The organism is Pseudomonas sp. 39004, from assembly GCF_028682155.1.
GTDB classification, from domain to species: domain Bacteria; phylum Pseudomonadota; class Gammaproteobacteria; order Pseudomonadales; family Pseudomonadaceae; genus Aquipseudomonas; species Aquipseudomonas capeferrum.
Genome location: NZ_JANIAG010000091.1, coordinates 1 through 22,282 on the forward strand (window position 1 = coordinate 1; position 22,282 = coordinate 22,282).

General features: G+C 63.4%; 21 protein-coding genes. 12 read left to right on the forward strand and 9 right to left on the reverse strand.

The features are described 5' to 3' along the window. Window positions 1–161 precede the first annotated feature (161 nt). Complete coding sequence (locus NP534_RS16315; RefSeq protein ID WP_033702465.1) at window positions 162–719, reverse strand: L-threonylcarbamoyladenylate synthase; 558 nt, start codon at window positions 717–719, stop codon at window positions 162–164. A gap of 42 nt (window positions 720–761) precedes the next feature. Further along, complete coding sequence (dprA, locus tag NP534_RS16320) at window positions 762–1,859, reverse strand: DNA-processing protein DprA (protein ID WP_274099394.1); 1,098 nt, start codon at window positions 1,857–1,859, stop codon at window positions 762–764. 206 nt (window positions 1,860–2,065) lie between these two features. Here dprA and def point away from each other — a divergent pair, with 206 nt between their 5' ends. The 5 genes from def to NP534_RS16345 are packed head-to-tail and all read left to right on the forward strand — an operon-like array spanning window position 2,066 to window position 6,590. Then, on the forward strand, window positions 2,066–2,572 hold the full coding sequence (gene def, locus NP534_RS16325; RefSeq protein ID WP_033702463.1) for a peptide deformylase: 507 nt from the start codon (window positions 2,066–2,068) through the stop codon (window positions 2,570–2,572). A gap of 60 nt (window positions 2,573–2,632) precedes the next feature. Next, on the forward strand, window positions 2,633–3,565 hold the full coding sequence (gene fmt / locus NP534_RS16330; RefSeq protein WP_274099395.1) for a methionyl-tRNA formyltransferase: 933 nt from the start codon (window positions 2,633–2,635) through the stop codon (window positions 3,563–3,565). Beyond that, window positions 3,562–4,872, forward strand: a complete 1,311-nt coding sequence (rsmB, locus tag NP534_RS16335; protein ID WP_186655426.1) for a 16S rRNA (cytosine(967)-C(5))-methyltransferase RsmB — start codon at window positions 3,562–3,564, stop codon at window positions 4,870–4,872. Before fmt ends, rsmB begins: the two co-directional genes overlap by 4 nt. 24 nt (window positions 4,873–4,896) lie before the next feature. Then, a complete protein-coding gene (trkA, locus tag NP534_RS16340) occupies window positions 4,897–6,270 on the forward strand; it encodes a Trk system potassium transporter TrkA (RefSeq protein ID WP_033702460.1) in 1,374 nt (457 codons plus the stop codon). Window positions 6,271–6,281: 11 nt separating this feature from the next. Then, entirely contained in the window at window positions 6,282–6,590 is a 309-nt protein-coding gene (locus NP534_RS16345) for a tetratricopeptide repeat protein (protein WP_008096550.1), read from the forward strand. A gap of 33 nt (window positions 6,591–6,623) precedes the next feature. On the opposite strand, the gene NP534_RS16350 is transcribed toward NP534_RS16345, so the two are convergent. Together NP534_RS16350 and NP534_RS16355 are read right to left on the reverse strand one after the other, a co-directional pair. Further along, entirely contained in the window at window positions 6,624–7,511 is an 888-nt protein-coding gene (locus NP534_RS16350; protein WP_033702458.1) for a lysophospholipid acyltransferase, read from the reverse strand. A gap of 41 nt (window positions 7,512–7,552) precedes the next feature. Next, window positions 7,553–8,104, reverse strand: a complete 552-nt coding sequence (locus tag NP534_RS16355) for a DNA-3-methyladenine glycosylase I (RefSeq protein WP_033702457.1) — start codon at window positions 8,102–8,104, stop codon at window positions 7,553–7,555. An 83-nt stretch (window positions 8,105–8,187) separates the two neighbouring features. Here NP534_RS16355 and glyQ point away from each other — a divergent pair, with 83 nt between their 5' ends. The 4 genes from glyQ to NP534_RS16375 are packed head-to-tail and all read left to right on the forward strand — an operon-like array spanning window position 8,188 to window position 12,548. Beyond that, window positions 8,188–9,135, forward strand: coding sequence for a glycine--tRNA ligase subunit alpha (glyQ, locus tag NP534_RS16360; RefSeq protein WP_033702456.1), 948 nt, complete (start codon window positions 8,188–8,190; stop codon window positions 9,133–9,135). After that, the gene (gene glyS, locus NP534_RS16365) at window positions 9,132–11,186 is read left to right on the forward strand and encodes a glycine--tRNA ligase subunit beta (RefSeq protein ID WP_095063962.1); all 2,055 of its coding nucleotides are present in this window, start codon (window positions 9,132–9,134) and stop codon (window positions 11,184–11,186) included. Before glyQ ends, glyS begins: the two co-directional genes overlap by 4 nt. 3 nt (window positions 11,187–11,189) lie before the next feature. Then, a complete protein-coding gene (gene gmhB, locus NP534_RS16370; RefSeq protein ID WP_274099396.1) occupies window positions 11,190–11,717 on the forward strand; it encodes a D-glycero-beta-D-manno-heptose 1,7-bisphosphate 7-phosphatase in 528 nt (175 codons plus the stop codon). A gap of 45 nt (window positions 11,718–11,762) precedes the next feature. Beyond that, window positions 11,763–12,548, forward strand: coding sequence for a lysophospholipid acyltransferase family protein (locus tag NP534_RS16375; protein ID WP_274099397.1), 786 nt, complete (start codon window positions 11,763–11,765; stop codon window positions 12,546–12,548). Between the two features lie 176 nt (window positions 12,549–12,724). Here NP534_RS16375 and NP534_RS16380 read toward each other — a convergent pair whose 3' ends face one another. Together NP534_RS16380 and NP534_RS16385 are read right to left on the reverse strand one after the other, a co-directional pair. Continuing rightward, the gene (locus NP534_RS16380; protein ID WP_033702451.1) at window positions 12,725–14,344 is read right to left on the reverse strand and encodes an MFS transporter; all 1,620 of its coding nucleotides are present in this window, start codon (window positions 14,342–14,344) and stop codon (window positions 12,725–12,727) included. A 97-nt stretch (window positions 14,345–14,441) separates the two neighbouring features. Continuing rightward, on the reverse strand, window positions 14,442–16,088 hold the full coding sequence (locus NP534_RS16385) for a GMC family oxidoreductase (RefSeq protein WP_274099398.1): 1,647 nt from the start codon (window positions 16,086–16,088) through the stop codon (window positions 14,442–14,444). Between the two features lie 170 nt (window positions 16,089–16,258). Between NP534_RS16385 and NP534_RS16390 the strand changes: the two genes are divergently transcribed. Then, window positions 16,259–17,146 (forward strand): LysR family transcriptional regulator, encoded by an 888-nt coding sequence (locus tag NP534_RS16390; RefSeq protein WP_186655441.1) that lies wholly within the window; start codon window positions 16,259–16,261, stop codon window positions 17,144–17,146. On the opposite strand, the gene NP534_RS16395 is transcribed toward NP534_RS16390, so the two are convergent. Genes NP534_RS16395 through NP534_RS16405 form a run of 3 tightly spaced genes read right to left on the reverse strand, consistent with a single transcriptional unit; the run spans window position 17,135 to window position 20,154 of the window. Continuing rightward, the gene (locus NP534_RS16395) at window positions 17,135–17,953 is read right to left on the reverse strand and encodes a sulfite exporter TauE/SafE family protein (RefSeq protein WP_274099399.1); all 819 of its coding nucleotides are present in this window, start codon (window positions 17,951–17,953) and stop codon (window positions 17,135–17,137) included. The genes NP534_RS16390 and NP534_RS16395 overlap by 12 nt on opposite strands. Beyond that, window positions 17,950–19,230, reverse strand: a complete 1,281-nt coding sequence (locus tag NP534_RS16400; RefSeq protein WP_274099400.1) for an NAD(P)/FAD-dependent oxidoreductase — start codon at window positions 19,228–19,230, stop codon at window positions 17,950–17,952. Before NP534_RS16400 ends, NP534_RS16395 begins: the two co-directional genes overlap by 4 nt. A 39-nt stretch (window positions 19,231–19,269) precedes the next feature. Continuing rightward, window positions 19,270–20,154, reverse strand: a complete 885-nt coding sequence (locus NP534_RS16405; protein WP_033702447.1) for an MBL fold metallo-hydrolase — start codon at window positions 20,152–20,154, stop codon at window positions 19,270–19,272. Window positions 20,155–20,376: 222 nt separating this feature from the next. Between NP534_RS16405 and NP534_RS16410 the strand changes: the two genes are divergently transcribed. Together NP534_RS16410 and NP534_RS16415 are read left to right on the forward strand one after the other, a co-directional pair. Next, complete coding sequence (locus tag NP534_RS16410) at window positions 20,377–21,681, forward strand: sigma-54 interaction domain-containing protein (RefSeq protein ID WP_274099401.1); 1,305 nt, start codon at window positions 20,377–20,379, stop codon at window positions 21,679–21,681. A gap of 134 nt (window positions 21,682–21,815) precedes the next feature. Continuing rightward, window positions 21,816–22,238, forward strand: coding sequence for an RcnB family protein (locus NP534_RS16415; protein ID WP_274099402.1), 423 nt, complete (start codon window positions 21,816–21,818; stop codon window positions 22,236–22,238). Window positions 22,239–22,282: the final 44 nt, after the last annotated feature.

The window sequence follows — 22,282 nt, forward strand, 5'->3', positions numbered from 1 at the left end:
GGCGGCGCTCGATCTCACAGGCGAAGAAAGCATCAAAGCGAGCACCTATCAGCCCCCACACGATCGCGCGCCAGCCCTTCGAGACAAAATCAGAAAATCTACCGTGGACCTGGCTCTAACCTGTGGGAGCCCAAGTCACCCGCCAGTCCTGTGGATATGTATCAGCCCGGGCGCACAACCTCGCCAGTCGCCAGATTCCGAATAACACTCGGGTTCTTCCTTCCCCCCAGCGCCCCGCCCAGTACCAGATCCAACTGCCCATGGAAGTACTGCTCCACCCGCAACCGGGTTTTCGCCGCCGGGCGACCGCCGGGGTTGCACGAGGTGGAAATCAACGGCCCAACCAATGCACACAATTCACGCACTTGCGGATGGTCGCTGACCCGCAGCGCCACCGTGTCGTGCTCACCCGTCACCCACTCGGGCAACAGGTCCTGGTGCGGCACCAGCCAGGTATTAGGGCCAGGCCAGGTACTGCCCATGCGGTCGATCCAGTCCTCGGGGAAATCCTCGAACAGGAAGTCGAACTGGCGGATGTTGTCAGCGACCAGGATCAGGCCTTTATCCACAGGCCGCGACTTGAGCGCCAGCAGGCGGTACACCGCGTCCTCGTTCCACGGGTCGCAGCCCAGGCCCCAGACCGCTTCGGTCGGGTAGGCAATCACCGCGCCCGCCCGGATCTCACGTGCGGCTTGTTGCACACGAAAACTGCTCACCATTTCTCTCTCTCCGCCTATGAACCTTGCTTGCGCGCAGTGTACTTAGCCCGCACGGGCAAACCAACGCCCGGCTTCATTGCTGACCTGCCCTTGCAGCTCCAGTTCGGTCAGTTGCGCCAGCACGTCGGCCAGCGGCTGCTCGCTGCACCGGGCCAGGCTTTCGGTAGTCTGTGGCGCAGCATGCAGCAGAGCAAGCAGGGGGTGGTCGTATTCGTCCACTATCGCAGGGGGCAGGTTCTGCCAGCCTCGCAGGCTTTCCAGAATCTGTTCCACGCTCTCCACCAAGAGCGCGCCGTCACGGATCAACTGGTGGCAGCCTTTGGCCCCGGGGTGGTGGATCGAGCCGGGGATGGCGTAAACCTCACGGCCCTGCTCGGCCGCCAGCCGCGCGGTTATCAACGAACCACTGGCCAGGCTCGCCTCCACCACCAGCACGCCCAGCGACAAACCGCTGATGATGCGATTGCGCCGTGGAAAATTCCCCGGCAGCGGCCCAGCATCCAGCGGGTACTCGGAAACCAGGGCGCTACCGCTGTCGATGATCGCCTGGGCAAGCTCGCGATGGCGCTGTGGATAAAGTTTTTGCAAGCCCGTGCCGAGCACACCGATTGTCCCCCCGCCAGCCTGCAGCGCAGCCCGATGAGCGGCACCGTCGATGCCCAACGCCAGCCCACTGGTAATAGTGAAACCGGCCTGCGACAGGTAACGGGAAAACGCCCTGGCAGTGTCGAGCGCGGGGGGTGAAGCACGCCTGCTGCCCACAATTGCCAACTGTGGCCGGTCAAGCAAAGCAGGGTCACCGGCGACGAAAAGCAGCGGCGGTGGATCATCGATTTCACCCAGCAACGCAGGGTAGCCAGGGCTGTCCCACATCAGCAAATGCTGGCCGGGATGCTCTAGCCAGGCCATCGCAGCCAGTGCGCCGTCGCGTACTTCGGCGCTGCGCCGCGCATCGATGGTGGCCTGCGCCATGCCCAGCGCTCGCCAGGCGCCGGCCGGCGCACTCAGCGCTGAAGAGGCGCTGCCAAAGGCTTGCAGCAAGGTGTTAAAACGACGCAGCCCTGTCTCGGGAAGGCGGTGCAGGCGCAATCGCGCTTCCAGTTCGGCAGGCGGGCAAGGCGACGAGTGGGGGGTCGGCATCGGGATCATCCTTGATCGAAACAGGGCCATTTACGTGGCACAACCTGTGGATAAGTTTGTGGGTAACACTTTGAAAAGCTGTCTATTAATCGGAGGCTATCAAGCCCATAGACACCCTAGACGAGCTTGCCAGGTGCCGAAATCGCCGATTACCTTTATTATGTGTGTTCAGTTTTCAACCGAACGCACAGTGACTGCCCGACCTTATGGCCATCTTGAACATTCTCGAATTCCCGGACCCGCGCCTGCGCACCATCGCCAAACCGGTGACGGTGTTCGACGACGCCCTGAGCCAGCTGATCGACGACATGTTTGAAACCATGTACGAGGCGCCTGGCATCGGCCTGGCGGCGACCCAGGTCAACGTCCACAAACAGCTTGTGGTGATGGACCTGAGCGAAGACCGCAGCGAGCCACGGGTTTTCATCAACCCGGTGGTCGAAGAGCTGACCCACGACATGGGCCAATACCAGGAAGGCTGCCTGTCGGTGCCTGGCTTCTACGAGAACGTCGACCGCCCTCTGCGGGTGCGCGTCAAAGCCCTGGACCGCGATGGCAAGCCCTTTGAGCTCGAAGCCGAAGGCCTGCTGGCCGTGTGCGTGCAGCACGAGTTCGATCACCTCAACGGCAAGCTGTTCGTCGACTACCTGTCCACGCTCAAACGCGACCGAATCAAGAAGAAGCTGGAAAAGCAGCACCGCCAGAACGCCTGATCCCCACCTTCCAGAAGGCTTGCTCCGGCAAGCCTTCTTCTTTTTTGCAGCGAGAACTCCATGCGCATCGTCTTCGCAGGCACTCCAGAGTTTGCCGCCGAACACCTCAAGGCACTGCTCGACAGCCCCTATGAGATCGTGGCCGTCTACACCCAGCCAGACCGCCCCGCCGGCCGTGGCCAGAAGCTCATGCCGAGCGCGGTCAAGGCCCTGGCCGTGGCCCACGACATCCCGGTGCTGCAACCGCCGACCCTGCGCAATGCCGATGCCCAGGCAGAACTCGCCGCGCTCAAGCCCGACCTGATGGTGGTGGTCGCCTACGGCCTGATCCTGCCCCAGGCCGTGCTGGATATTCCCCGCCTGGGCTGCATCAACAGCCACGCCTCGCTGCTGCCACGTTGGCGCGGTGCAGCGCCGATCCAGCGCGCCGTGCAAGCCGGTGACGCCGAGAGCGGCGTAACCGTGATGCGCATGGAAGCCGGCCTGGACACCGGGCCGATGCTGCTCAAGGTGGTCACCCCGATCAGCGCCGAAGACACCGGCGGTACCCTGCATGATCGCCTCGCCGAAATGGGCCCACCGACCGTCCTACAGGCCATCGCTGGCCTCGCCGACGGCACGCTGCAAGGCGAAGCCCAGGACGACACCCTGGCCACCTACGCACACAAGCTGAACAAAGACGAAGCGCGCATCGACTGGAGCCGCCCGGCCGTGGAGCTGGAGCGCCTGATCCGTGCCTTCAACCCGTGGCCGGTGTGCCATAGCACCCTGGACGGCGAAAGCGTGAAGGTGCTGGCGGCCAGGTTGTCCACAGGCAAGGGCGCCCCCGGTGAGATCCTGTCTGCCAGCAAGGATGGCCTGGAGGTCGCGTGTGGTGATCAAGCCTTGAGCCTGACCCGCCTGCAACTGCCCGGCGGCAAGGCGCTGAACTTCAGCGACCTGTTCAACAGCCGCCGCGAGAAGTTCGCCAACGGCAAGGTGCTCGGCCAATGAACCCACGCCTGGCTGCTGCCCGTGCCCTTGCCGCTGTGCTCAGCGGCAAGGCCTCGCTGAACAGTTCGTTGCCGGCGCAACTGGACAAGGTCGATGAACGCGACCGTGGCCTGACCCAGGACCTGGCGTTCGGCACCGCCCGCTGGCAGCCGCGCCTCGACCTGTTGGCCGCGCAGTTGCTGCAAAAGCCGTTCAAGGCCGCCGATGCCGATGTGCAGGCACTGCTGCTGGTCGGCTTGTACCAGCTGTTCTACACGCGCATTCCGGCACACGCCGCCATCGGCGAGACCGTTGGCTGCGCCGACAAGCTGAAAAAACCGTGGGCCAAGGCCCTGCTCAATGCAGTGCTGCGCCGCGCCCAGCGTGAAGGCGAAGCGCTGCTCGCCGGTATGGAGCGCGACCCGGTGGTACGCACTGCACACCCTCGGTGGCTGCAGAAAGCGCTGAAGGCCTTCTGGCCAGAGCAATGGGAAGCCATCTGCGCCGCCAACAACGCCCACCCGCCGATGATCCTGCGGGTCAACCGCCGCCACCACAGCCGCGATGCCTACCTGGCCCTGCTGGCAGAGGCCGGCGTCGGCGCCAGCGCCTGCCAGTTCAGCCGCGACGGTATCGTGCTGAATGAGCCCTGTGATGTGCGCAGCCTGCCGGGCTTCGCCGAAGGCTGGGTGAGCGTGCAGGACGAGGCCGCGCAATTGTCTGCCGACCTGCTCGAACTGGCCCCCGGCCAACGCGTGCTCGACGCCTGCTGCGCCCCGGGCGGCAAGACCTGCCACTTGCTCGAAGCCGAGGCCGGCCTTGCACACCTGGTGGCCATCGACCTGGAGGCCAAGCGCCTGACCCGCGTGCGCGAGAACCTCGAGCGCCTGCAACTGGACGCCGAACTGATCGCCTGTGATGCCCGCGACACCGCCAGCTGGTGGGACGGCAAACCCTTCCAGCGCATCCTGCTCGACGCCCCGTGCTCGGCCACCGGCGTGATCCGCCGCCACCCGGACATCAAGCTGACCCGTCAGGCCGATGACATTCCGGCCCTGGCCACGCTGCAAGGCGAGCTGCTCGATGCCCTGTGGCCAACCCTGGAAGTGGGCGGCATGCTGCTCTACGCCACCTGCTCGAGCCTGCCGACCGAAAACACCGAGGTGATCGAGGCGTTCCTCGCCCGCACCCCAGGCGCCCGTGAGCTGGACCTGGCCACCGAGGCCGGCCTGCGCCAGCCCCACGGCCGCCAGTTGCTGGCCCAGGAAGGCGGCCACGACGGTTTTTATTATGCCAAGCTGATCAAGATCGCCGCTTCTCGCGGATAAGCACAACGGTTCAGGGAGTAGCGGATGAAGATCATCATCCTCGGCGCAGGGCAGGTGGGCGGTACGCTGGCAGAGCACCTGGCCAGCGAGGCCAACGACATCACCGTGGTCGACACCGACGGCGAGCGCCTGCGCGACCTCGGCGACCGCCTGGACATCCGCACGGTGCAGGGCCGCGGCTCGCTGCCGACGGTGCTGCGCCAGGCCGGCGCCGACGACGCCGACATGCTGGTGGCGGTGACCAACAGCGACGAGACCAACATGGTGGCCTGCCAGGTCGCCTATTCGCTGTTCCATACCCCGACCAAGATCGCCCGGGTACGCGAATCGGCCTACCTCACCCGCGAAGAGCTGTTCCACAACGACCACATCCCGGTGGACGTGCTGATCAGCCCCGAGCAGGTGGTGACCAACTACATCAAGCGCCTGATCGAGCATCCGGGCTCCTTGCAGGTGATCGACTTTGCCGAAGGCAAGGCGCAACTGGTGGCGGTCAAGGCGTACTACGGCGGCCCACTGGTGGGCCAGCAGCTGCGCCAGATCCGCGCACACATGCCCAATGTAGACACCCGCGTGGCGGCAATCTTCCGCCGTGACCGGCCGATCACCCCACGCGGTGACACCGTGATAGAGGCCGATGACGAAGTGTTCTTCATCGCCGCGAAAAAAGACATTCGCGCGGTGATGGGCGAGCTGCGGCGCATCGACGAGACCAACAAGCGTGTGGTCATCGCCGGTGGCGGGCAGATCGGCGAGCGCCTGGCCGAGGCCATCGAAAGCCGCTACCAGGTGAAAATCATCGAGATGAACCCGGCCCGCTGCCGCCACCTCTCCGACACCCTGGAAAGCACCGTGGTGCTGCAGGGCAGTGCGTCAGACAAAGACCTGATGCTCGAAGAGAACATCGCCGACGCCGACATCTTCCTGGCCCTGACCAACGACGACGAGGCCAACATCATGTCGTCGCTGCTGGCCAAGCGCCTGGGTGCGCGCAAGGTGATGACCATCATCAACAACCCGGCCTACGTGGACCTGGTGCAGGGCGGTGAAATCGACATCGCCATCAGCCCGCAGTTGGCCACCATCGGCACCTTGCTGGCGCACGTACGGCGTGGCGACATCGTCAGCGTGCACTCCCTGCGCCGCGGCGCAGCCGAGGCCATCGAGGCCGTGGCACACGGCGATTCGAAATCGAGCAAGGTGGTGGGCAAGGCCATTGAAGACATCGCCCTGCCACCGGGTACCACGATCGGCGCGATCATCCGCGACGAAGAGGTGATGATTGCCCACGACGACACGATGATCGCATCGGGTGACCACGTGATTTTGTTCGTTGTGGATAAAAAACACATTCGGGATGTGGAGAAGCTGTTCCACGTCGGCTTGAGTTTCTTCTAGGAGAAGTGGGCATGCGCGAGTCGCTGGAGAAAATGCTGGCCAAGGGTGTGGATAACCCACTGCTGAGGTTTGGCCTGGGCAAAGCCTGGCTGGATGAGGGCAACGGGGCTGAGGCGGCGGTGCACCTGGCACGCTGCGTCGAGCAGGACCCTAAGTATTCGGCGGCGTGGAAGCTGCTGGGCAAGGCGTATCAGTTGCAGGGTGATTTGGCGGCGGCGCGCAAGGCCTGGGAGGACGGGATCGTGGCGGCGCAGGCCCATGGGGATAAGCAGGCCGAGAAAGAGATGGCGGTGTTCCTCAAGAAGCTGAATAAAGTCTGAAATTGCCGGGGCGCAAAGCGCCCCCAAAAAATCTCAATACCAGCGCGGCTCACCGGCCGGGCGCTTCTTGAAGCGCTTCATGCTCCACATGTACTGGCTCGGGTACTCGCGCACATACCGCTCGACCACCTTGCTCATGGCCGCCGCCGACTCGGTCACATCCGTGCTGTACATCGCTTCAGGCGCCGCTTCCAGAATCACCCGGAACCCAGAGCCATCCGGCAGCCGCAGTGCATGCAGGAACACCCCTACCGCCTTGCCACCGGCCAGCATGTTCGGCACGAACTTGCTGGTCAGCGCCTGGGTACCGAGAAACGGCACGAACACCCCGGCCGATTCCGCCGGCTCCGGGTCGGCTGGGATCCCCACCTGCCCACCGCGGCGCACTTCCTTGATCACACTGAGGATGCCTTCCTTGGTCGAAGGCGCGACGCGGTTACCCATCTGCACCCGCTGTTCGCGCAGCAGGTCATCCACGGCCTTCAGTTTCGGCGGGCGGTAGAAGATGATCGGTTTGCACTGGTTGCAGTAGAAGTGGTTCAACACTTCCCAGTTACCCAGGTGGCTGGTGATGCCGACCACGCCCTTGCCCGAGGCCAGGGCCTGCTCAAGCACTTCCAGGCCTTGCACTTCCTTGACCAGCTCCAGCGAACGCTGCGGTGGCCAGATCCAGGCGCATGCGCTCTCGACGAAGGACTTGCCGATGTCTCTGAGCGCATGGCCAACCAGCTGCTCACGCGCGACCGGGTCCATCTCGGGGAAACACTTGGCCAGGTTGATACGCACCACGTTGCGCGACCCGTTTGGGACCTTCCACATCAGCCAGCCGATACCGGCGCCGACGCGCTGTACCGCGCCCCAGGGCAACTTGGCGAACAGTCGAAGCACCCCGACCATCAGGGCGCCCTTGAACTTTTCCACAGGCGAATTCCTTATTTCAGCAAGGCGCGCATTGTACCCCTTCAGCGCGCCAAGGCGGCGTAGCGATCACAATCGGTGGTGTGGTCCATGACCATGCCGGTGGCCTGCATGAAGGCGTAGCAGATGGTCGGGCCAACAAAAGTGAAGCCAGCTTTTTGCAAGGCCTTGCTCATCGCCTTGGCTTCGTCGGTGACTGCCGGCACGTCGCTGCGGCCCACGAAATGATTGACCTTGGGCTTGCCGCCGACAAATGACCAGAGCCACTCGGCGGGGTTATCCACAGCCAGCCAGGCCTGGGCGTTGCGCCGGGCGGCCTTGAGCTTGAGGCGGTTGCGGATGATGCCGGCGTCGAGCATCAGCGCTTCGATGCGTTCATCGCTCATCTGCGACAACTTCAAGGGGTCGAAGCCGTGCAGCACCTCGCGATAGCGCTCGCGTTTACGCAAAACCGTGATCCATGACAGCCCAGCCTGGAACCCTTCGAGCAAAAGCATCTCGAACAGCAACGCCGGATCACGCTGCGGTGTTCCCCATTCCTGGTCGTGGTAGGCCTGGTACAACGGATCGTCGGTACACCAAAAGCAGCGTGGCATAAGGCTCCAATGAGTAGAGGGCGAGGCGAATCAGGTTATACTCCCGCTCTTTACATCCGCATCCCCAGATACAGGTGAATTTCGTGAGCCAGCCTACGCCAGCCGTGCGTACCTTCCAAGACCTGATCCTCGCCCTGCAGAACTACTGGGCAGCTCAAGGTTGTGTGGTGCTTCAGCCCTACGATATGGAAGTAGGCGCCGGCACTTTCCATACCGCCACGTTCCTGCGCGCCGTTGGCCCAGAGACCTGGAACGCCGCCTACGTGCAGCCTAGCCGTCGCCCTGCCGACGGGCGGTATGGCGAAAACCCAAACCGCCTGCAGCACTACTACCAGTTTCAGGTGGTGCTCAAGCCGAACCCGGCCAACTTCCAGGAGCTGTACCTCGGCTCGCTGAAAGCCATCGGCCTGGATCCGCTGGTCCACGACATCCGTTTCGTCGAAGACAACTGGGAATCGCCGACCCTCGGCGCCTGGGGCCTGGGCTGGGAAATCTGGCTGAACGGCATGGAGGTGACCCAGTTCACCTACTTCCAGCAGGTCGGCGGCATCGAGTGCTACCCGGTCACCGGTGAAATCACCTATGGCCTGGAACGCCTGGCCATGTACATCCAGGGCGTCGACTCGGTCTACGACCTGGTCTGGGCCGATGGCCCGTTCGGCAAGGTCACCTACGGCGACGTGTTCCACCAGAACGAAGTGGAGCAGTCGACCTACAACTTCGAACACGCCAACGTCGAGAAGCTGTTCGAGCTGTTCGACTTCTACGAAAGCGAAGCCAACCGCCTGATCAAGCTGGAGCTGCCGCTGCCGACCTACGAAATGGTCCTGAAGGCCTCGCACACCTTCAACCTGCTCGACGCCCGCCGCGCCATCTCGGTGACCGAGCGCCAGCGTTACATCCTGCGTGTACGTACCCTGGCCCGGGACGTGGCGCAAAGCTATCTGCAAGCCCGCGCACGCATGGGCTTCCCGATGGCGACCCCTGAACTGCGTGACGAAGTGTTGGCTAAGCTGGAGGCTGCACAATGAGTGCTCAAGATTTCCTGGTAGAACTGGGCACCGAAGAGCTGCCACCCAAAGCCCTGGCCACCCTCGGCGACGCCTTCCTGGCCGGTATCGAGAAAGGCCTGCAGGCCGCAGGCCTGAACTACGCCGCCAAGTCGGTATACGCCGCGCCGCGCCGCCTGGCGGTGCTGATCCGCCAGCTCGACGTGCAGCAGCCTGACCGCAGCATCAATATCGACGGCCCGCCCCGCCAGGCGGCCTTCGACGCCGAAGGCAACCCGACTCAGGCAGCCCTGGGCTTCGCCAAGAAGTGCGGCGTCGAGCTGGCCGAGATCGACCAGAGCGGCGCCAAGCTGCGCTTCTCCCAGCACATCCCGGGCAAGGCCACCCTCGGCCTGCTGCCGACCATCGTCGAAGACTCGCTCAACGACCTGCCGATCCCCAAGCGCATGCGCTGGGGCGCCAGCCGCGAAGAGTTCGTGCGCCCGACCCAGTGGCTGGTGATGCTGCTCGGTGACCAGGTCGTCGACTGCACCATCCTTGCCCAGCAAGCCGGCCGTGAGTCCCGCGGGCACCGTTTCCATCACCCGGAAAACGTGGTCATCACCACCCCGGCCAACTACGTTGAAGACCTGCGCAAAGCCTACGTGCTGGCCGACTTCTCCGAGCGCCGCGAGCTGATCGCCAAACGCACTGCGGAACTGGCCATGCAGCAGGAAGGCAGCGCCATCGTGCCGCCCGCGCTGCTGGACGAAGTGACCGCCCTGGTCGAGTGGCCAGTGCCGCTGGTGTGCTCGTTCGAGGAGCGTTTCCTCGACGTGCCGCAAGAAGCCCTGATCACCACCATGCAGGACAACCAGAAGTACTTCTGCCTGCTGGACAGCGAAGGCAAGCTGCTGCCGCGCTTCATTACCGTGGCCAACGTCGAAAGCCGCGACCCGAAGCAGATCGTCGAAGGCAACGAGAAGGTCGTGCGCCCACGCCTCACCGACGCCGAGTTCTTCTTCAAGCAAGACAAGAAGCAGCCGCTGGAAACCTTCAACGAGCGCCTCAAGAACGTGGTGTTCCAGGCTCAGTTGGGCACCGTCTACGACAAGGCCGAACGCGTTTCCAAGCTGGCCGCCTTCATCGCACCACTGATTGGCGGCGATGCCCAGCGCGCCGGCCGCGCCGGCCTGCTGTCCAAGTGCGACCTGGCCACCGAGATGGTCGGCGAATTCCCTGAAATGCAGGGTGTTGCCGGTTACTACTACGCGCTCAACGATGGCGAGCCGCAAGACGTCGCCATGGCCCTGAACGAGCAGTACATGCCGCGTGGCGCTGGCGCTGAACTGCCGCAGACCCTGACCGGTGCTGCCGTGGCCATCGCCGACAAGCTCGACACCCTGGTCGGCATCTTCGGCATCGGCATGCTGCCTACCGGCAGCAAAGACCCTTACGCCCTGCGCCGCGCCGCACTGGGTGTACTGCGCATCCTGATCGAGAAGCAGCTGGACCTGGACCTGACCGGTGCCGCCGAATTCGCGGTCAAGCAGTTCGGCGCCAAGGTCAAGGCCGCCGGCCTGGCCGAGCAAGTGCTGGAGTTCATCTTCGACCGCCTGCGTGCGCGCTACGAAGACGAAGGCATCGACGTTGCCACCTACCTGTCGGTACGTGCCCTGAAGCCGGGCTCTGCCCTGGACTTCGACCAGCGCGTGCAGGCCGTGCAGGCTTTCCGCAAACTGCCGGAAGCCGAAGCCCTGGCGGCGGTGAACAAGCGCGTATCGAACCTGCTGAGCAAGGCCGAGGGCGCCATCGCCGAACAGGTCGAGCCGAAGTACTTCGACAACGCCAACGAGTTCTCCCTGTACTCGGCCATCCAGCAGGCCGACCAGGCCGTGCAACCGATGGCTGCCGCACGCCAGTACAGCGAGTCGCTGGCCCGCCTGGCTGCCCTGCGTGACCCGGTCGACGCCTTCTTCGAGGCGGTGATGGTCAATGCCGAGGACGCCAAGGTCCGCGCCAACCGTTATGCCCTGCTCAGCCGCCTGCGCGGTCTGTTCCTGGGTGTAGCCGACATCTCGCTGCTGGGGTAAGCCTTGAAACTGCTGATTCTCGATCGTGACGGGGTGATCAACTACGACTCCGACGCCTACATCAAGTCGCTGGAAGAGTGGGTCCCCATCCCCGGCTCGGTCGAGGCCATCGCGCAGTTGAGCAAGGCGGGCTGGACGGTGGCCGTGGCCACCAACCAGTCCGGCATTGCCCGTGGCTACTACTCGCTGGATACCCTCGAGGCCATGCACACGCGCCTGCGTGCGTTGGTGGCCGAGCAGGGCGGTGAAGTGGGCCATATCGTGTATTGCCCGCATGGGCCGGACGAGGGCTGCGCTTGCCGCAAGCCCAAGCCGGGCATGCTGCTGGCAATTGCCGAGCATTACCAGGCCGCCCTTGGCGGCGTGTGGTTTGTCGGCGACAGCCAAGGTGACCTTCAGGCTGCCGTGGCCGTCGGTGCACAACCTGTGCTGGTGAAAACCGGCAAGGGTGAGCGGACCCTGGAAAAAGGCGTCTCCGAAACTACACTGATTTTCGACGATCTGGCAGCTATCGCCAGAGAACTAATTTAAACAGTGCGCCTTCGGGCGCATTTTTCTCAGGCGGGCACGCCCGCAATGGTACAAGCCACTATGTCGATCCTGCAGGCGATCAGAATCTTTCTTTTTTACCTGCTGCTGGGCACCAGCTCGTTGCTGTGGTGCACCCTGAGCTTTTTTGTCGCGCCATTCTTGTCATTCCCCAGGCGTTACAAGTTCATCAACGTGTACTGGTGCCGTTGCGCGTTATTTCTGAGCCGCACCATCCTTGGCATCGATTACAAGATCACCGGCGCCGAAAACGTGCCCAGTGAGCCGTGTGTGATCCTGTCCAACCATCAGAGCACCTGGGAAACCTTCTTCCTTTCCCAGTACTTCTCGCCCCTCAGCCAAGTGCTCAAGCGCGAGCTGCTGTACGTGCCGTTCTTCGGCTGGGCCATGGCCATGCTGCGGCCGATCGCAATCAACCGCGACAACCCCAAGGAAGCCCTGCGCCAGGTCGCCAGCCAAGGTGACGAGCTGCTCAAGCAGGGTGTATGGGTGCTGATTTTCCCGGAAGGTACTCGCGTGCCGTTCGGCACCGTCGGCAAGTTCTCCCGCGGCGGTACCGCGCTGGCAGTCAATGCTGGCCTGCCGGTGCTGCCCATTGCGCACAACGCCGGCAAGTTCTGGCCGAAGGCTGGCTGGGGCAAGCGTGCGGGCACCATCGAGGTGGTGATCGGTGAGCCGATGTATGCCAACGGCACCGGCCCGCGTGCCATCGCCGAGCTCAACGACCGCGCCGCCGCCTGGAACGAGGCCACGCAAAGGGCCCTGGGTTCGCTGCCACCGGTGGATGAAAAACCGCACGAGCAGATGGCCTGACGTTCTGTGGATAACTTGTGAGCAGTTTTTTAATGAGCGGTTGCAAGTACGCGTTAAGTGATTGAATTAGCTGTTTATTTCTTCACGTTACAGATTTGCGAAAAACGTGCATAAGTTTTTCGGAGGCATAAAAAAACCGGCGCTTAAGCCGGTTTTTTTATGGGCGTTTTACCCCCTCAGACCTTGTCGATATCCACGTCCTTGGTTTCCTTCAGGCAGAAGATCCCTACCACCAGGCTGATGCCGGTCACCAGCACCGGGTACCACAGCCCGTAGAAGATATCCCCGGTATACACCACCAGCGCGAACGACACCGTCGGCAGGAAGCCACCGAACCAGCCGTTGCCGATGTGATAGGGCAGGGACATCGAGGTATAACGGATACGGGTCGGGAACAGCTCGACCATCACCGCCGCCAGTGGGCCGTAGGTCATGGTCGCGATCAGGATCATCGCCACGATCAGTACCACCACCATCACCTGGTTCACTTGCCCTGGGTCAGCCTTGGCCGGGTACCCCGCCTGCTCGATCGCCGAACGCATGGCGGTTTCGTCGAAACCGTTGATGGTCTTGTCGCCAATGTTGACCACCACCTCGCTGCCGGCCACGCTCACCGAGCTGTACGGCAGCCCCTGCTTGACCAGGAACGTCTTGACCTTGTCGCACGGGCTGTCGAAACGCGCCTTGCCGACCGGGTCGAACTGGAAGGTGCAGCCCTGCGGGTCGGCGGTGACCACAATCGGCGCCTGACGGCTGGCGGCGTCGATCTGTGGGTTGGCGTAATGGCTGAGCGCCTTGAACAGGGGGAAGTACAGCACGGTCGCCAGCAACAGACCCAGCATCAGAATCGGCTTACGCCCGATGCGGTCCGACAGCCACCCGAAGAACACGAAGAACGGCGCCCCGATCACCACACTGATGATCAGCAGCGTGTTGGCCTGGGCGGGGTCCATCTTGAGCATCTGGGTCATGAAGAACAGCACGTAGAATTGCGCCGTGTAGAAGGTCACCGCCTGGCCAGCGTTGATGCTGAACAGGGCAGTGAGTACCACCTTGAGGTTCGGCCAGGAGGTGAACGATTCACGGATGGGCGACTTGCTGATCTTGCCCTGGGCCTTCATTTTCACGAAGGCCGGCGACTCGTGCATGCTCATGCGGATCCAGGTGGAGATCGCCAGCAGGAAGATCGACAGCAGGAACGGCAGGCGCCAGCCCCAGGTTTCGAACTGGTCGCCGCTGATGTAGCGGCTGCCCAAAACCACCAGCAGCGACAGCAGCAAGCCAAGGGTGGCGGTGGACTGGATGAAACCGGTATGGAAGCCGCGCTTGCCTTGCGGCGCATGCTCGGCCACGTAGGTTGCCGCACCACCGTACTCACCGCCCAGCGCCAGCCCCTGCAGCATGCGCAGGATCACCAGGATGATCGGTGCCGCGATGCCGATGCTGGCATAGGTTGGCAGCAGGCCGACGGCAAAGGTCGACAGGCCCATCAGCACGATGGTCACCAGGAAGGTGTACTTGCGCCCGATCATGTCGCCCAGCCGGCCGAACACCAGCGCACCGAAGGGGCGAACCAGGAAGCCGGCGGCGAAGGCCATGAGGGCAAAGATGAAGGCCGTGGTGTCGTTGACCCCAGCAAAGAACTGCTTGCTGATGACCGCTGCCAGCGCGCCATAGAGAAAAAAGTCATACCACTCGAAAACTGTCCCGAGGGATGACGCGAAAATGATCTTTCGTTCTTCGCGACGGCTGGTGCCGCTGGCCGTCGCACCCTGCTCTTGGATGTAATCCGACATCGTTGCTGTCCTCGGCCCACAGGCCACAGTGATTATTCTTTTTGTTCCACTGTCGGCAGCTTCCGACCGCAAGCTGCCGGTGTTGCACGCACCCGGGTCAGGGCGTCGGTATTGCGTCTTCGTTTAGGTAGGTCTGGGTTGCGGCTCCTTTGAGGATAAGTTGCGCCGCCTTCTCGGCGATCATCAGCGTGGGTGAACAGGTATTGCCGGAGGTGATCTGCGGCATGATCGAGGCATCCGCCACGCGCAGGCCGGGTATGCCGTGTACCCGCAACTGGTTATCCACAACATCCAGTGGGCCGCTGCCCATGCGGCAGGTGCCCACAGGGTGGAAGATGGTGGTACCGATCTTGCCGGCAGCCTCGAACAGGTCTTCTTCACTTTGCAGGGCTGAGCCCGGCAGGTATTCCTGTGGCGCGAACGCGGCGAGGGCAGGGGCCTGGACTATGCGCCGGGTGATCCGGATGGCGTCGGCGGCAACCCGCAAATCTTCAGGGTCACTGAGGTAGCTGGGGTCGATCAATGGCGCGCTGTGCATATCTGCAGCACCGATGTCGATGCGCCCGCGGCTGAGCGGCCGCAGGTTGCACACCGAGGCGGTGAATGCCGGGAAGCGGTGCAACGGCTCGCCGAAGCGCTCCAGCGACAAGGGCTGCACGTGGTACTGCAAGTTGGCGGTGGCGTGCTCGGGGCTGGAACGCACGAACGCGCCCAACTGGCTGGGGGCCATGGCCAATGGGCCGCTGCGATCGTACAGGTAACGCAGGCCCATGCCCATCTTGCCCCACAGGCTGTTGGCCATCTGGTTGAGGGTACGGGTGTTGCGGACTTGGTAGATCAGGCGCAATTGCAGGTGGTCCTGCAGGTTGCCACCGACACCGGGCATGTCATGGCGCACGCCGATCCCCAAGTCTTCCAGCAATTTGCGCGGGCCGATGCCGGAGCGCTGGAGGATGCCCGGCGAGCCCACGGCCCCGGCGCACAGAATGATCTCGCGCCGCGCAGCGAATTCGTGCCAGGCATTCTGCCAGCGGGCTTTTACCGCACGCGCACGGGTGTTGTTGAGCAGCACCTGGTCGACTTCCACGCCGGTCAGCACCGTCAGGTTCGGCCGGCTCATCACTGGCCGCAGAAACGCCTTGGATGCATTCCAGCGCACACCGCTGCGCTGGTTGACCTGAAAGTATCCACAGCCCTGGTTATCACCCGTGTTGAAGTCGTCGACGTTGGCGATGCCGCTTTGCTCGGCCGCATCGCGGAAGGCGTCGAGGATCGGCCAGCTGTAGCGCTGGCGCTCGACCCGCCATTCACCGGCAGCGCCATGGTGCTCGCTGTCACCGGCAAAGTGGTTTTCGCTGGCCTTGAACAGGGGCAGTACGTCCTGCCAGGCCCAGCCTGAGTTGCCTTGCTCGGCCCAGCGGTCATAGTCGGCCGCCTGGCCGCGCATGTAGATCATGCCGTTGATCGAGGAACAACCGCCAAGCACCTTGCCCCGTGGGTAACCCAGGCTGCGGCCGCCCAGGCCGTTCTGCGCCTCGGTCTTGAAGCACCAGTCGGTGCGGGGGTTACCGATGCAGTAGAGGTAGCCGACGGGGATGTGGATCCAGGGATAGTTGTCACGGCCACCCGCTTCAAGCAGCAGCACGCGGCAGGAAGGGTCGGCGGACAAGCGATTGGCCAGCAGGCACCCGGCAGGACCGGCGCCCACGACCACGTAGTCGAAGACAGAATCGGCTGATGGCATGTGCAACCTCGCGCCTGATTATTGTTCTTGTCCCGAACCATCTTATTGATTAATTTCGCTGTGGAAACACGAGATTTCGCGCAGCCGCTGTGCGTTTTAGCACAGCGGCAACCATTGGACGCACACGGTCATTGTGGGAACGACCGCGTAATCGGGATGCAGGGATCAGCATGTTCGACTGGAACGATTTGCGGTTTTTCCTCGAGTTGCAGCGCAGCGGCCGGCTGCTCACCGCTGCCAAACGCCTCAACACCACCCACAGCACAGTAGCCCGGCATATCGAGAGCATCGAGAAAAGCCTGGGCACGCCCCTGTTCGTGCAGCACGCCCAGGGCTACGACCTGACTCCCTCCGGCCAGGCCCTGCTCAAGCACGCCGAAGCCATGGAAAACGTGGCTTTGCTGGCGCAGGAAGAAATCACCCAGGCCATCACCCCGCTGGGCAAGATCCGCCTGGGGGTGACCGAAGGCATCGGCATCATGTTCTTCACCCCGCGCATGAACGCGCTGTTCGAGCGCTACCCAGGCCTTGAGGTGGAGCTGGTGGCCGTACCGCGCTTCGTCAGCATCCTCAACCGCGAGGCGGAAATCAGCATCCACCTGGAGCGGCCCAATGCCGACCTGCTGATCACCCGCAAGCTCACCGACTATCGACTGGCCTTGTATGCGAGCCAGGCCTACCTCGACCGCGCGCCGCCGCTGCGCACCCGCGAAGACCTGGCCCGGCACAGTTGGATCGGCTACGTCGATGACCTGCTGTTCAGCCAGGAGCTGCTGTTTCTCAACAGCTTCTGCCGGTCGCCCAGCGTGGCATTTCGCAGCACCAGCGTGATCGCCCAGCAACAAGCCGCACGCGCAGGCCTTGGCATTGCCGTGTTGCCCAACTTCATGGCGCGCCACGACCCGACGCTGGTCCGTGTGCTGCCCAGCGAAACCATCCAGCGCAGTTACTGGATCTGCACGCGGCGTGAGCTGCACAAGTCAGTGCGCCTGCGGGTCGTGTGGGACTACCTGCTGGCGCTGTGCGCCGCCGAACAAGGCGAGCTGTTAGCTCAATAGAACCTTGCCAGCCAGCAGCAGGGCGGCCAACCAACCGGCCACGGCAAACATCTGTTGCAAACGTGGCCCAGCCAGCCTGGCCGCCAGCGGCCGCGCCAACAGCAAGCCGGTCACCGCGCCGACCGCAAAGGGGGCACCAACCTGCCAGTGCATTACCCCCGCCAGGCTGGCGCTGAGCACGCTACCGGTGGACACCAGCGCAATCACCGCCAGCGAGGTAGAGACGATGCTGGCCATGCGCAGGTTGGTGTAGCGGTTCAAGGCCGGAATAATCACGAAGCCACCGCCCACCCCCAGCAGGCCGGACAACAACCCCGACAGCGCACCAGTCAATGCCAGGGCCCGTGCGCAGGGGAGCGTCCAACGCAAACGCCCCTGCAATGGGTTGAGCACGCAAGGCTCGATGTAGCGGTGCGCATCGTTAGCTTCGCCGCGCAGCTCCCTGGCGGCCTTGCGCCAGATGCGCAGGCAGGCGTAGACCAGCACGCAGGCGAATATCAGCACCAGCGGTGTATTGGGCACGCGGTGCGCCAGCATCAAGCCAAAGGGGGCGACCGCGATGCCGATCAGGGCAATGAACAAAGCCGCCCGGTAGCGCACCAACCCTTGGCGCAAACCCAGCACGGCGCCCACGGCGGCAGCCAGGCCCACAGCCAGCAGGCCGACGGGCGCCGCCTCGACCATCGACAGGCCCAGGCCAAACACCAGCAGTGGCACCGCCAAAATACCGCCCCCGGCGCCGGTCAATGCCAACACCGCACCAATGATCGCGCCCAGGCCCGCGCCCAACAGTTGATGTTCGATCACTTGCCGGCCTCGGCTACCAGTGGCTGCGGGCGCGCCAGCCATTCACGCCCTTTGAGCATGCCTTTCCAGTACAAGGGTGGCAGTACCCGTGCCTTCAGCAACCAGGCCAGGCGCGTCGGCTGGCGGCCATCGAGCAACCAGCGCGGGAAGCTCGGCGCCACCTTGCCGCCATAGGTGAACTCGGCCAGCACGATCTTGCCGCGCTCGACGGTCAGTGGGCACGAGCCATAGCCGTCGTACTGGGCGAGGGTAGGCAGCCTGCCCAGCGCCACCAGCACATTGTTGGCCACTACCGGCGCCTGCTTGCGCGCTGCTGCGGCAGTCTTGGCATTGCTGGTGCTGGCCACGTCGCCCAAGGCATGGATGTTGATGAATTTTCGGTGGCGCAAGGTCTGCGGGTCGACATCGACCCAGCCTGCACTATCGGCCAGCGGGCTTTCGCGAATGAACTCGGGCGCCACTTGCGGCGGTACCACGTGCAACATATCGAAGGGCTCGATGCGGGTTTCATGGCTACCGTCAGGCAACGTACGCACGAACGTCGCGCGCTTGCCGGGGCCATCCACTGCCACCAGCCGGTGGGCGTAATTGAGGTCCACGGCGTACTTGTCGATATAGGCCATCAATGCAGGGACATAGTCGGCAACGCCAAACAGCACGGCACCGGCGTTGAAGAAACTGGCTTTTACATCGCCCAAATGGCCCTGACGCAGCCAATGATCGCAAGACAAATACAGCGCCTTCTGCGGCGCGCCGGCGCACTTGATCGGCATTGGCGGCTGGGTGAACAGGGCACGGCCTTGCCTGAGGTTTTGCACCAGCTGCCAGGTGTAAGGCGCCAGGTCATAGCGGTAGTTCGAGGTCACGCCGTTGCGGCCAAGGGTCTCGCTCAGCCCGTCGATGGCCTGCCAGTCGAGTTTCAGGCCAGGGCAAACCACCAACTGCTCGTAGCTGATGGCGCGGCCATCCTCAAGCACGACAAGTTGGCCCAAGGGATCGAAGCCCTGCACCCGCGCCTTGATCCATTGCACACCCCGGGGAATGGTCGAGGCCATGGTGCGCGCCGTGCTCGGCGCCTTGAACACACCGGCGCCGACCATCGTCCAGCCCGGCTGGTAGTAGTGCACGTCGGCGGGGTCGATCAGTGCGATGTCCAATGACGGATCACGGCTGATCAGGCTGGACGCCGTGGCGATACCGGCAGCACCGGCACCGACGATGAGCACTTTGTGGTGGTCGGTAGTGGAAGCATTGGCAGGGGACAGCAAGGCAGGCATGGCGGTAGTTCCTGGAAATCTCGTTATGGGTAAAAGCGATCAAAGCGTGTTCAGTGGAATCTTCAGGTAGCTCACGCCATTGGCCTCGGGCTCGGGAAAATGGCCGCTGCGCATGTTCACCTGCACCGATGGCAGGATCAGCACGGGCATGTCGAGGGTCTTGTCACGGGCCTCGCGCATGGCCACGAAGCTGTCTTCATCAACGCCGTGATGGATGTGGATATTGCTGCCGCGCTGCTCGGCCACGGTCGTGACGTACTGCATCGCGCGCCCGCCAGGCAGGTAGTCGTGGCACAGGAACAACCGGGTCTGGTCGGGGAAGGCCAGCAGGCGGCGGATCGAGCGGTACAGAGTGCGTGCGTCGGCGCCGGGGAAGTCGCAGCGCGCCGTACCGTAGTCGGGCATGAACAGCGTGTCGCCGACGAACACCGCCGTTTCACCACCATCCACCACCACATAACTCATGCATGCCGGGGTGTGCCCCGGGGTGTGCAAGGCACGGGCGTGCAGGTTGCCGATGCGAAAACCTTCCTCGTCCTCAAGCAGTACATCGAACTGGCTGCCGTCCCGGGCAAAACCCGGCTCGGCATTGAACAGCGCGCCGAAGACTTTTTGCACCTGGGTGATGTGCGCACCGATGGCGGTGTGGCCGCCAAGTTTTTCCTTCAGGTAGGCGGCTGCCGAAAGGTGATCGGCGTGAACATGGGTTTCCAGAATCCACTGCACCTGGCCACCCAGCGCCTCAACCTGGGCGATCAACCGGTCTGCCGAAGCGGTGCAGGTACGCCCGGACTTGGGGTCGTAGTCCAGCACACTGTCGATCAACGCGCACTTGCGCGTCTCGCTGTCCATGAGCAGGTAGCTGATGGTCGAGGTCGCCTCGTCGAAGAAGGCTTCCACGTGAAGGTTGTTACCGATGATCATCACGTTCTCCAAAGTTTCCTGCACCCTTTGTAGAGGCGTAGGCAGTGACCGGAGGTTTATCAAGATGCATGCCAGGGTTTTTCATGGGCATGGGCCAATGAATGCGGCCCTGCCTGGCACGCGCCAGGCAACATGGCAGCCACATTGGCAGTCGACTGTCAGCCAATGGCAGTGTTTGGCAGTCCTTGCTACCCTCCGCCGGGTTATCACATCGGTGCCCCCATGCCTGAAGCCCATCACATCATCCTAGCGCTGGTTTCCTACCTCGAATACGATGCGCTGCCCACCATCGTGCTGGATACCGACTACAACATCCTCGCCGCCAACGCCGCCTACCGCCGCCAGTTCGGCCGAGACGAGCAGGCGCCGTTGGGTGAAAAGTGCCACAAGGTCTCGCACCACTACGCGGTACCTTGCGACCAGGCAGGTGAACATTGCCCGATGCGCAAGGCGTGGCACAGCAAAGTGCCGGAGCGCGTGCTGCACATTCATCACACCCCGCGAGGCCCTGAGCATGTGGATGTCGAACTGCGGCCGATCCTGGACGAGCAGGGCAGGGTGGTCGCCTTTGTCGAGCGGCTCACCACTATCACCCTAGCCTCGGCGCAGCCTCAGCAACAGGGCCTGGTCGGGCGGGCGCCAGCGTTCAAGGCGGCACTGGCCAGCCTGCAGCGCGCCGCCCCCGCGCAAATTCCGGTGTTGCTGCAGGGTGAATCGGGTACCGGTAAAGAGCTGTTCGCCCGCGCCATCCACATGGGCAGCCCGCGCGCCAGTGGGCCGTTGGTGGTGGTCGACTGCACCGGTTTGACCGAGTCGCTGTTCGAGAGCGAATTGTTCGGCTACGAGAAGGGCGCGTTCACCGGCGCCAACCAGCGCAAGATCGGCCTGGCCGAAGCGGCCCATGGCGGCACGTTGTTCCTCGATGAAATTGGCGAGGTGCCGATGGCGATGCAGGTGAAGTTGCTGCGCCTGATCGAGTCCGGCAGCTTCCGCCCGGTGGGCAGCCTGCGGACCGTGCACGCGGATTTCCGCCTGGTGTCGGCAACACACAAACCGCTCAAGAAGATGGTCGCTGAGGGTACTTTCCGTGAGGACCTGTATTACCGCATCAGTGGCTTTCCGATCCGGCTGCCCGCACTGCGTGAACGTGTGGAAGACCTGCCATTACTTGCCGAGAGCCTCCTTCAGCGCATGGCTGGCAAGCCGACGCCGAGCCTGACCGATGGCGCGCTGAAACAGCTAGGCCTGCATCCATTCCCGGGCAACATCCGCGAGCTGCGTAACATCCTGGAAAGGGCACGGCTGTTTGCCGATGACGGGCTGATCCGCCCCGAGCATCTACCCGAAGATATCGGCCCGCAGAGCGCGCCAGGTTTCACCAAGGGCAGGGGGCATGGCGACTTGAGTGAGCTGGCGCAGGCGCTGGATCAGTTTCAGGGGCCACGCAGTGAACTGGCTCGGCATCTTGGCATGAGCGAGCGCACGCTCTATCGGCGGTTGAAGGCGCTGGGCCTGGGCACGATGTGATCGCCTGGTTCACCTTTACCCGACCTTTACCTCTGGCCAGGGAGTAGGCTGGCAGAACCGCTGTCTGAACAGTTAACCGCACCAGGCGCTCAGTGAGTTGCGCCGGGCCTTAACATGCAGAGGATCAGCATCACATGAAGAAAACCCTGACCGTGCTTTGCGCCGCGCTGATGTTCAGCGTACCGCTGGCCAGCTTCGCTCAACCTGGCCCGCCCCAGGGGCATGACAACGGTCCCTCCCATCAGGGCAACCCTCAGCATGGCGGCCCCCAACATGGAAAGCAGCCACAACAAGGGCGCCCGGGAAACGGCCACGCGCCGGCCTACAAAAATCCAAACTACCGCCCTCAAGCGGGGATGCCGGTACCGCATCAGCAATGGCAACGCGGTCATGCCGTTGACCCCCGTTACCGCGGCGACCGCTATTGGGTGACTGACTGGCGCGCACGTCACCTCTATGCACCGCCGCGTGACCACCGCTGGTTGTCCGTGAACGGCGATTACGTGCTGGTGGCCATCGCCAGCGGGGTGATTGTGAATATTCTCAGTGGGTACTGAGGTCGCCAAAATCGAGGTATAAAAAAGCCCGCGCAAGCGGGCTT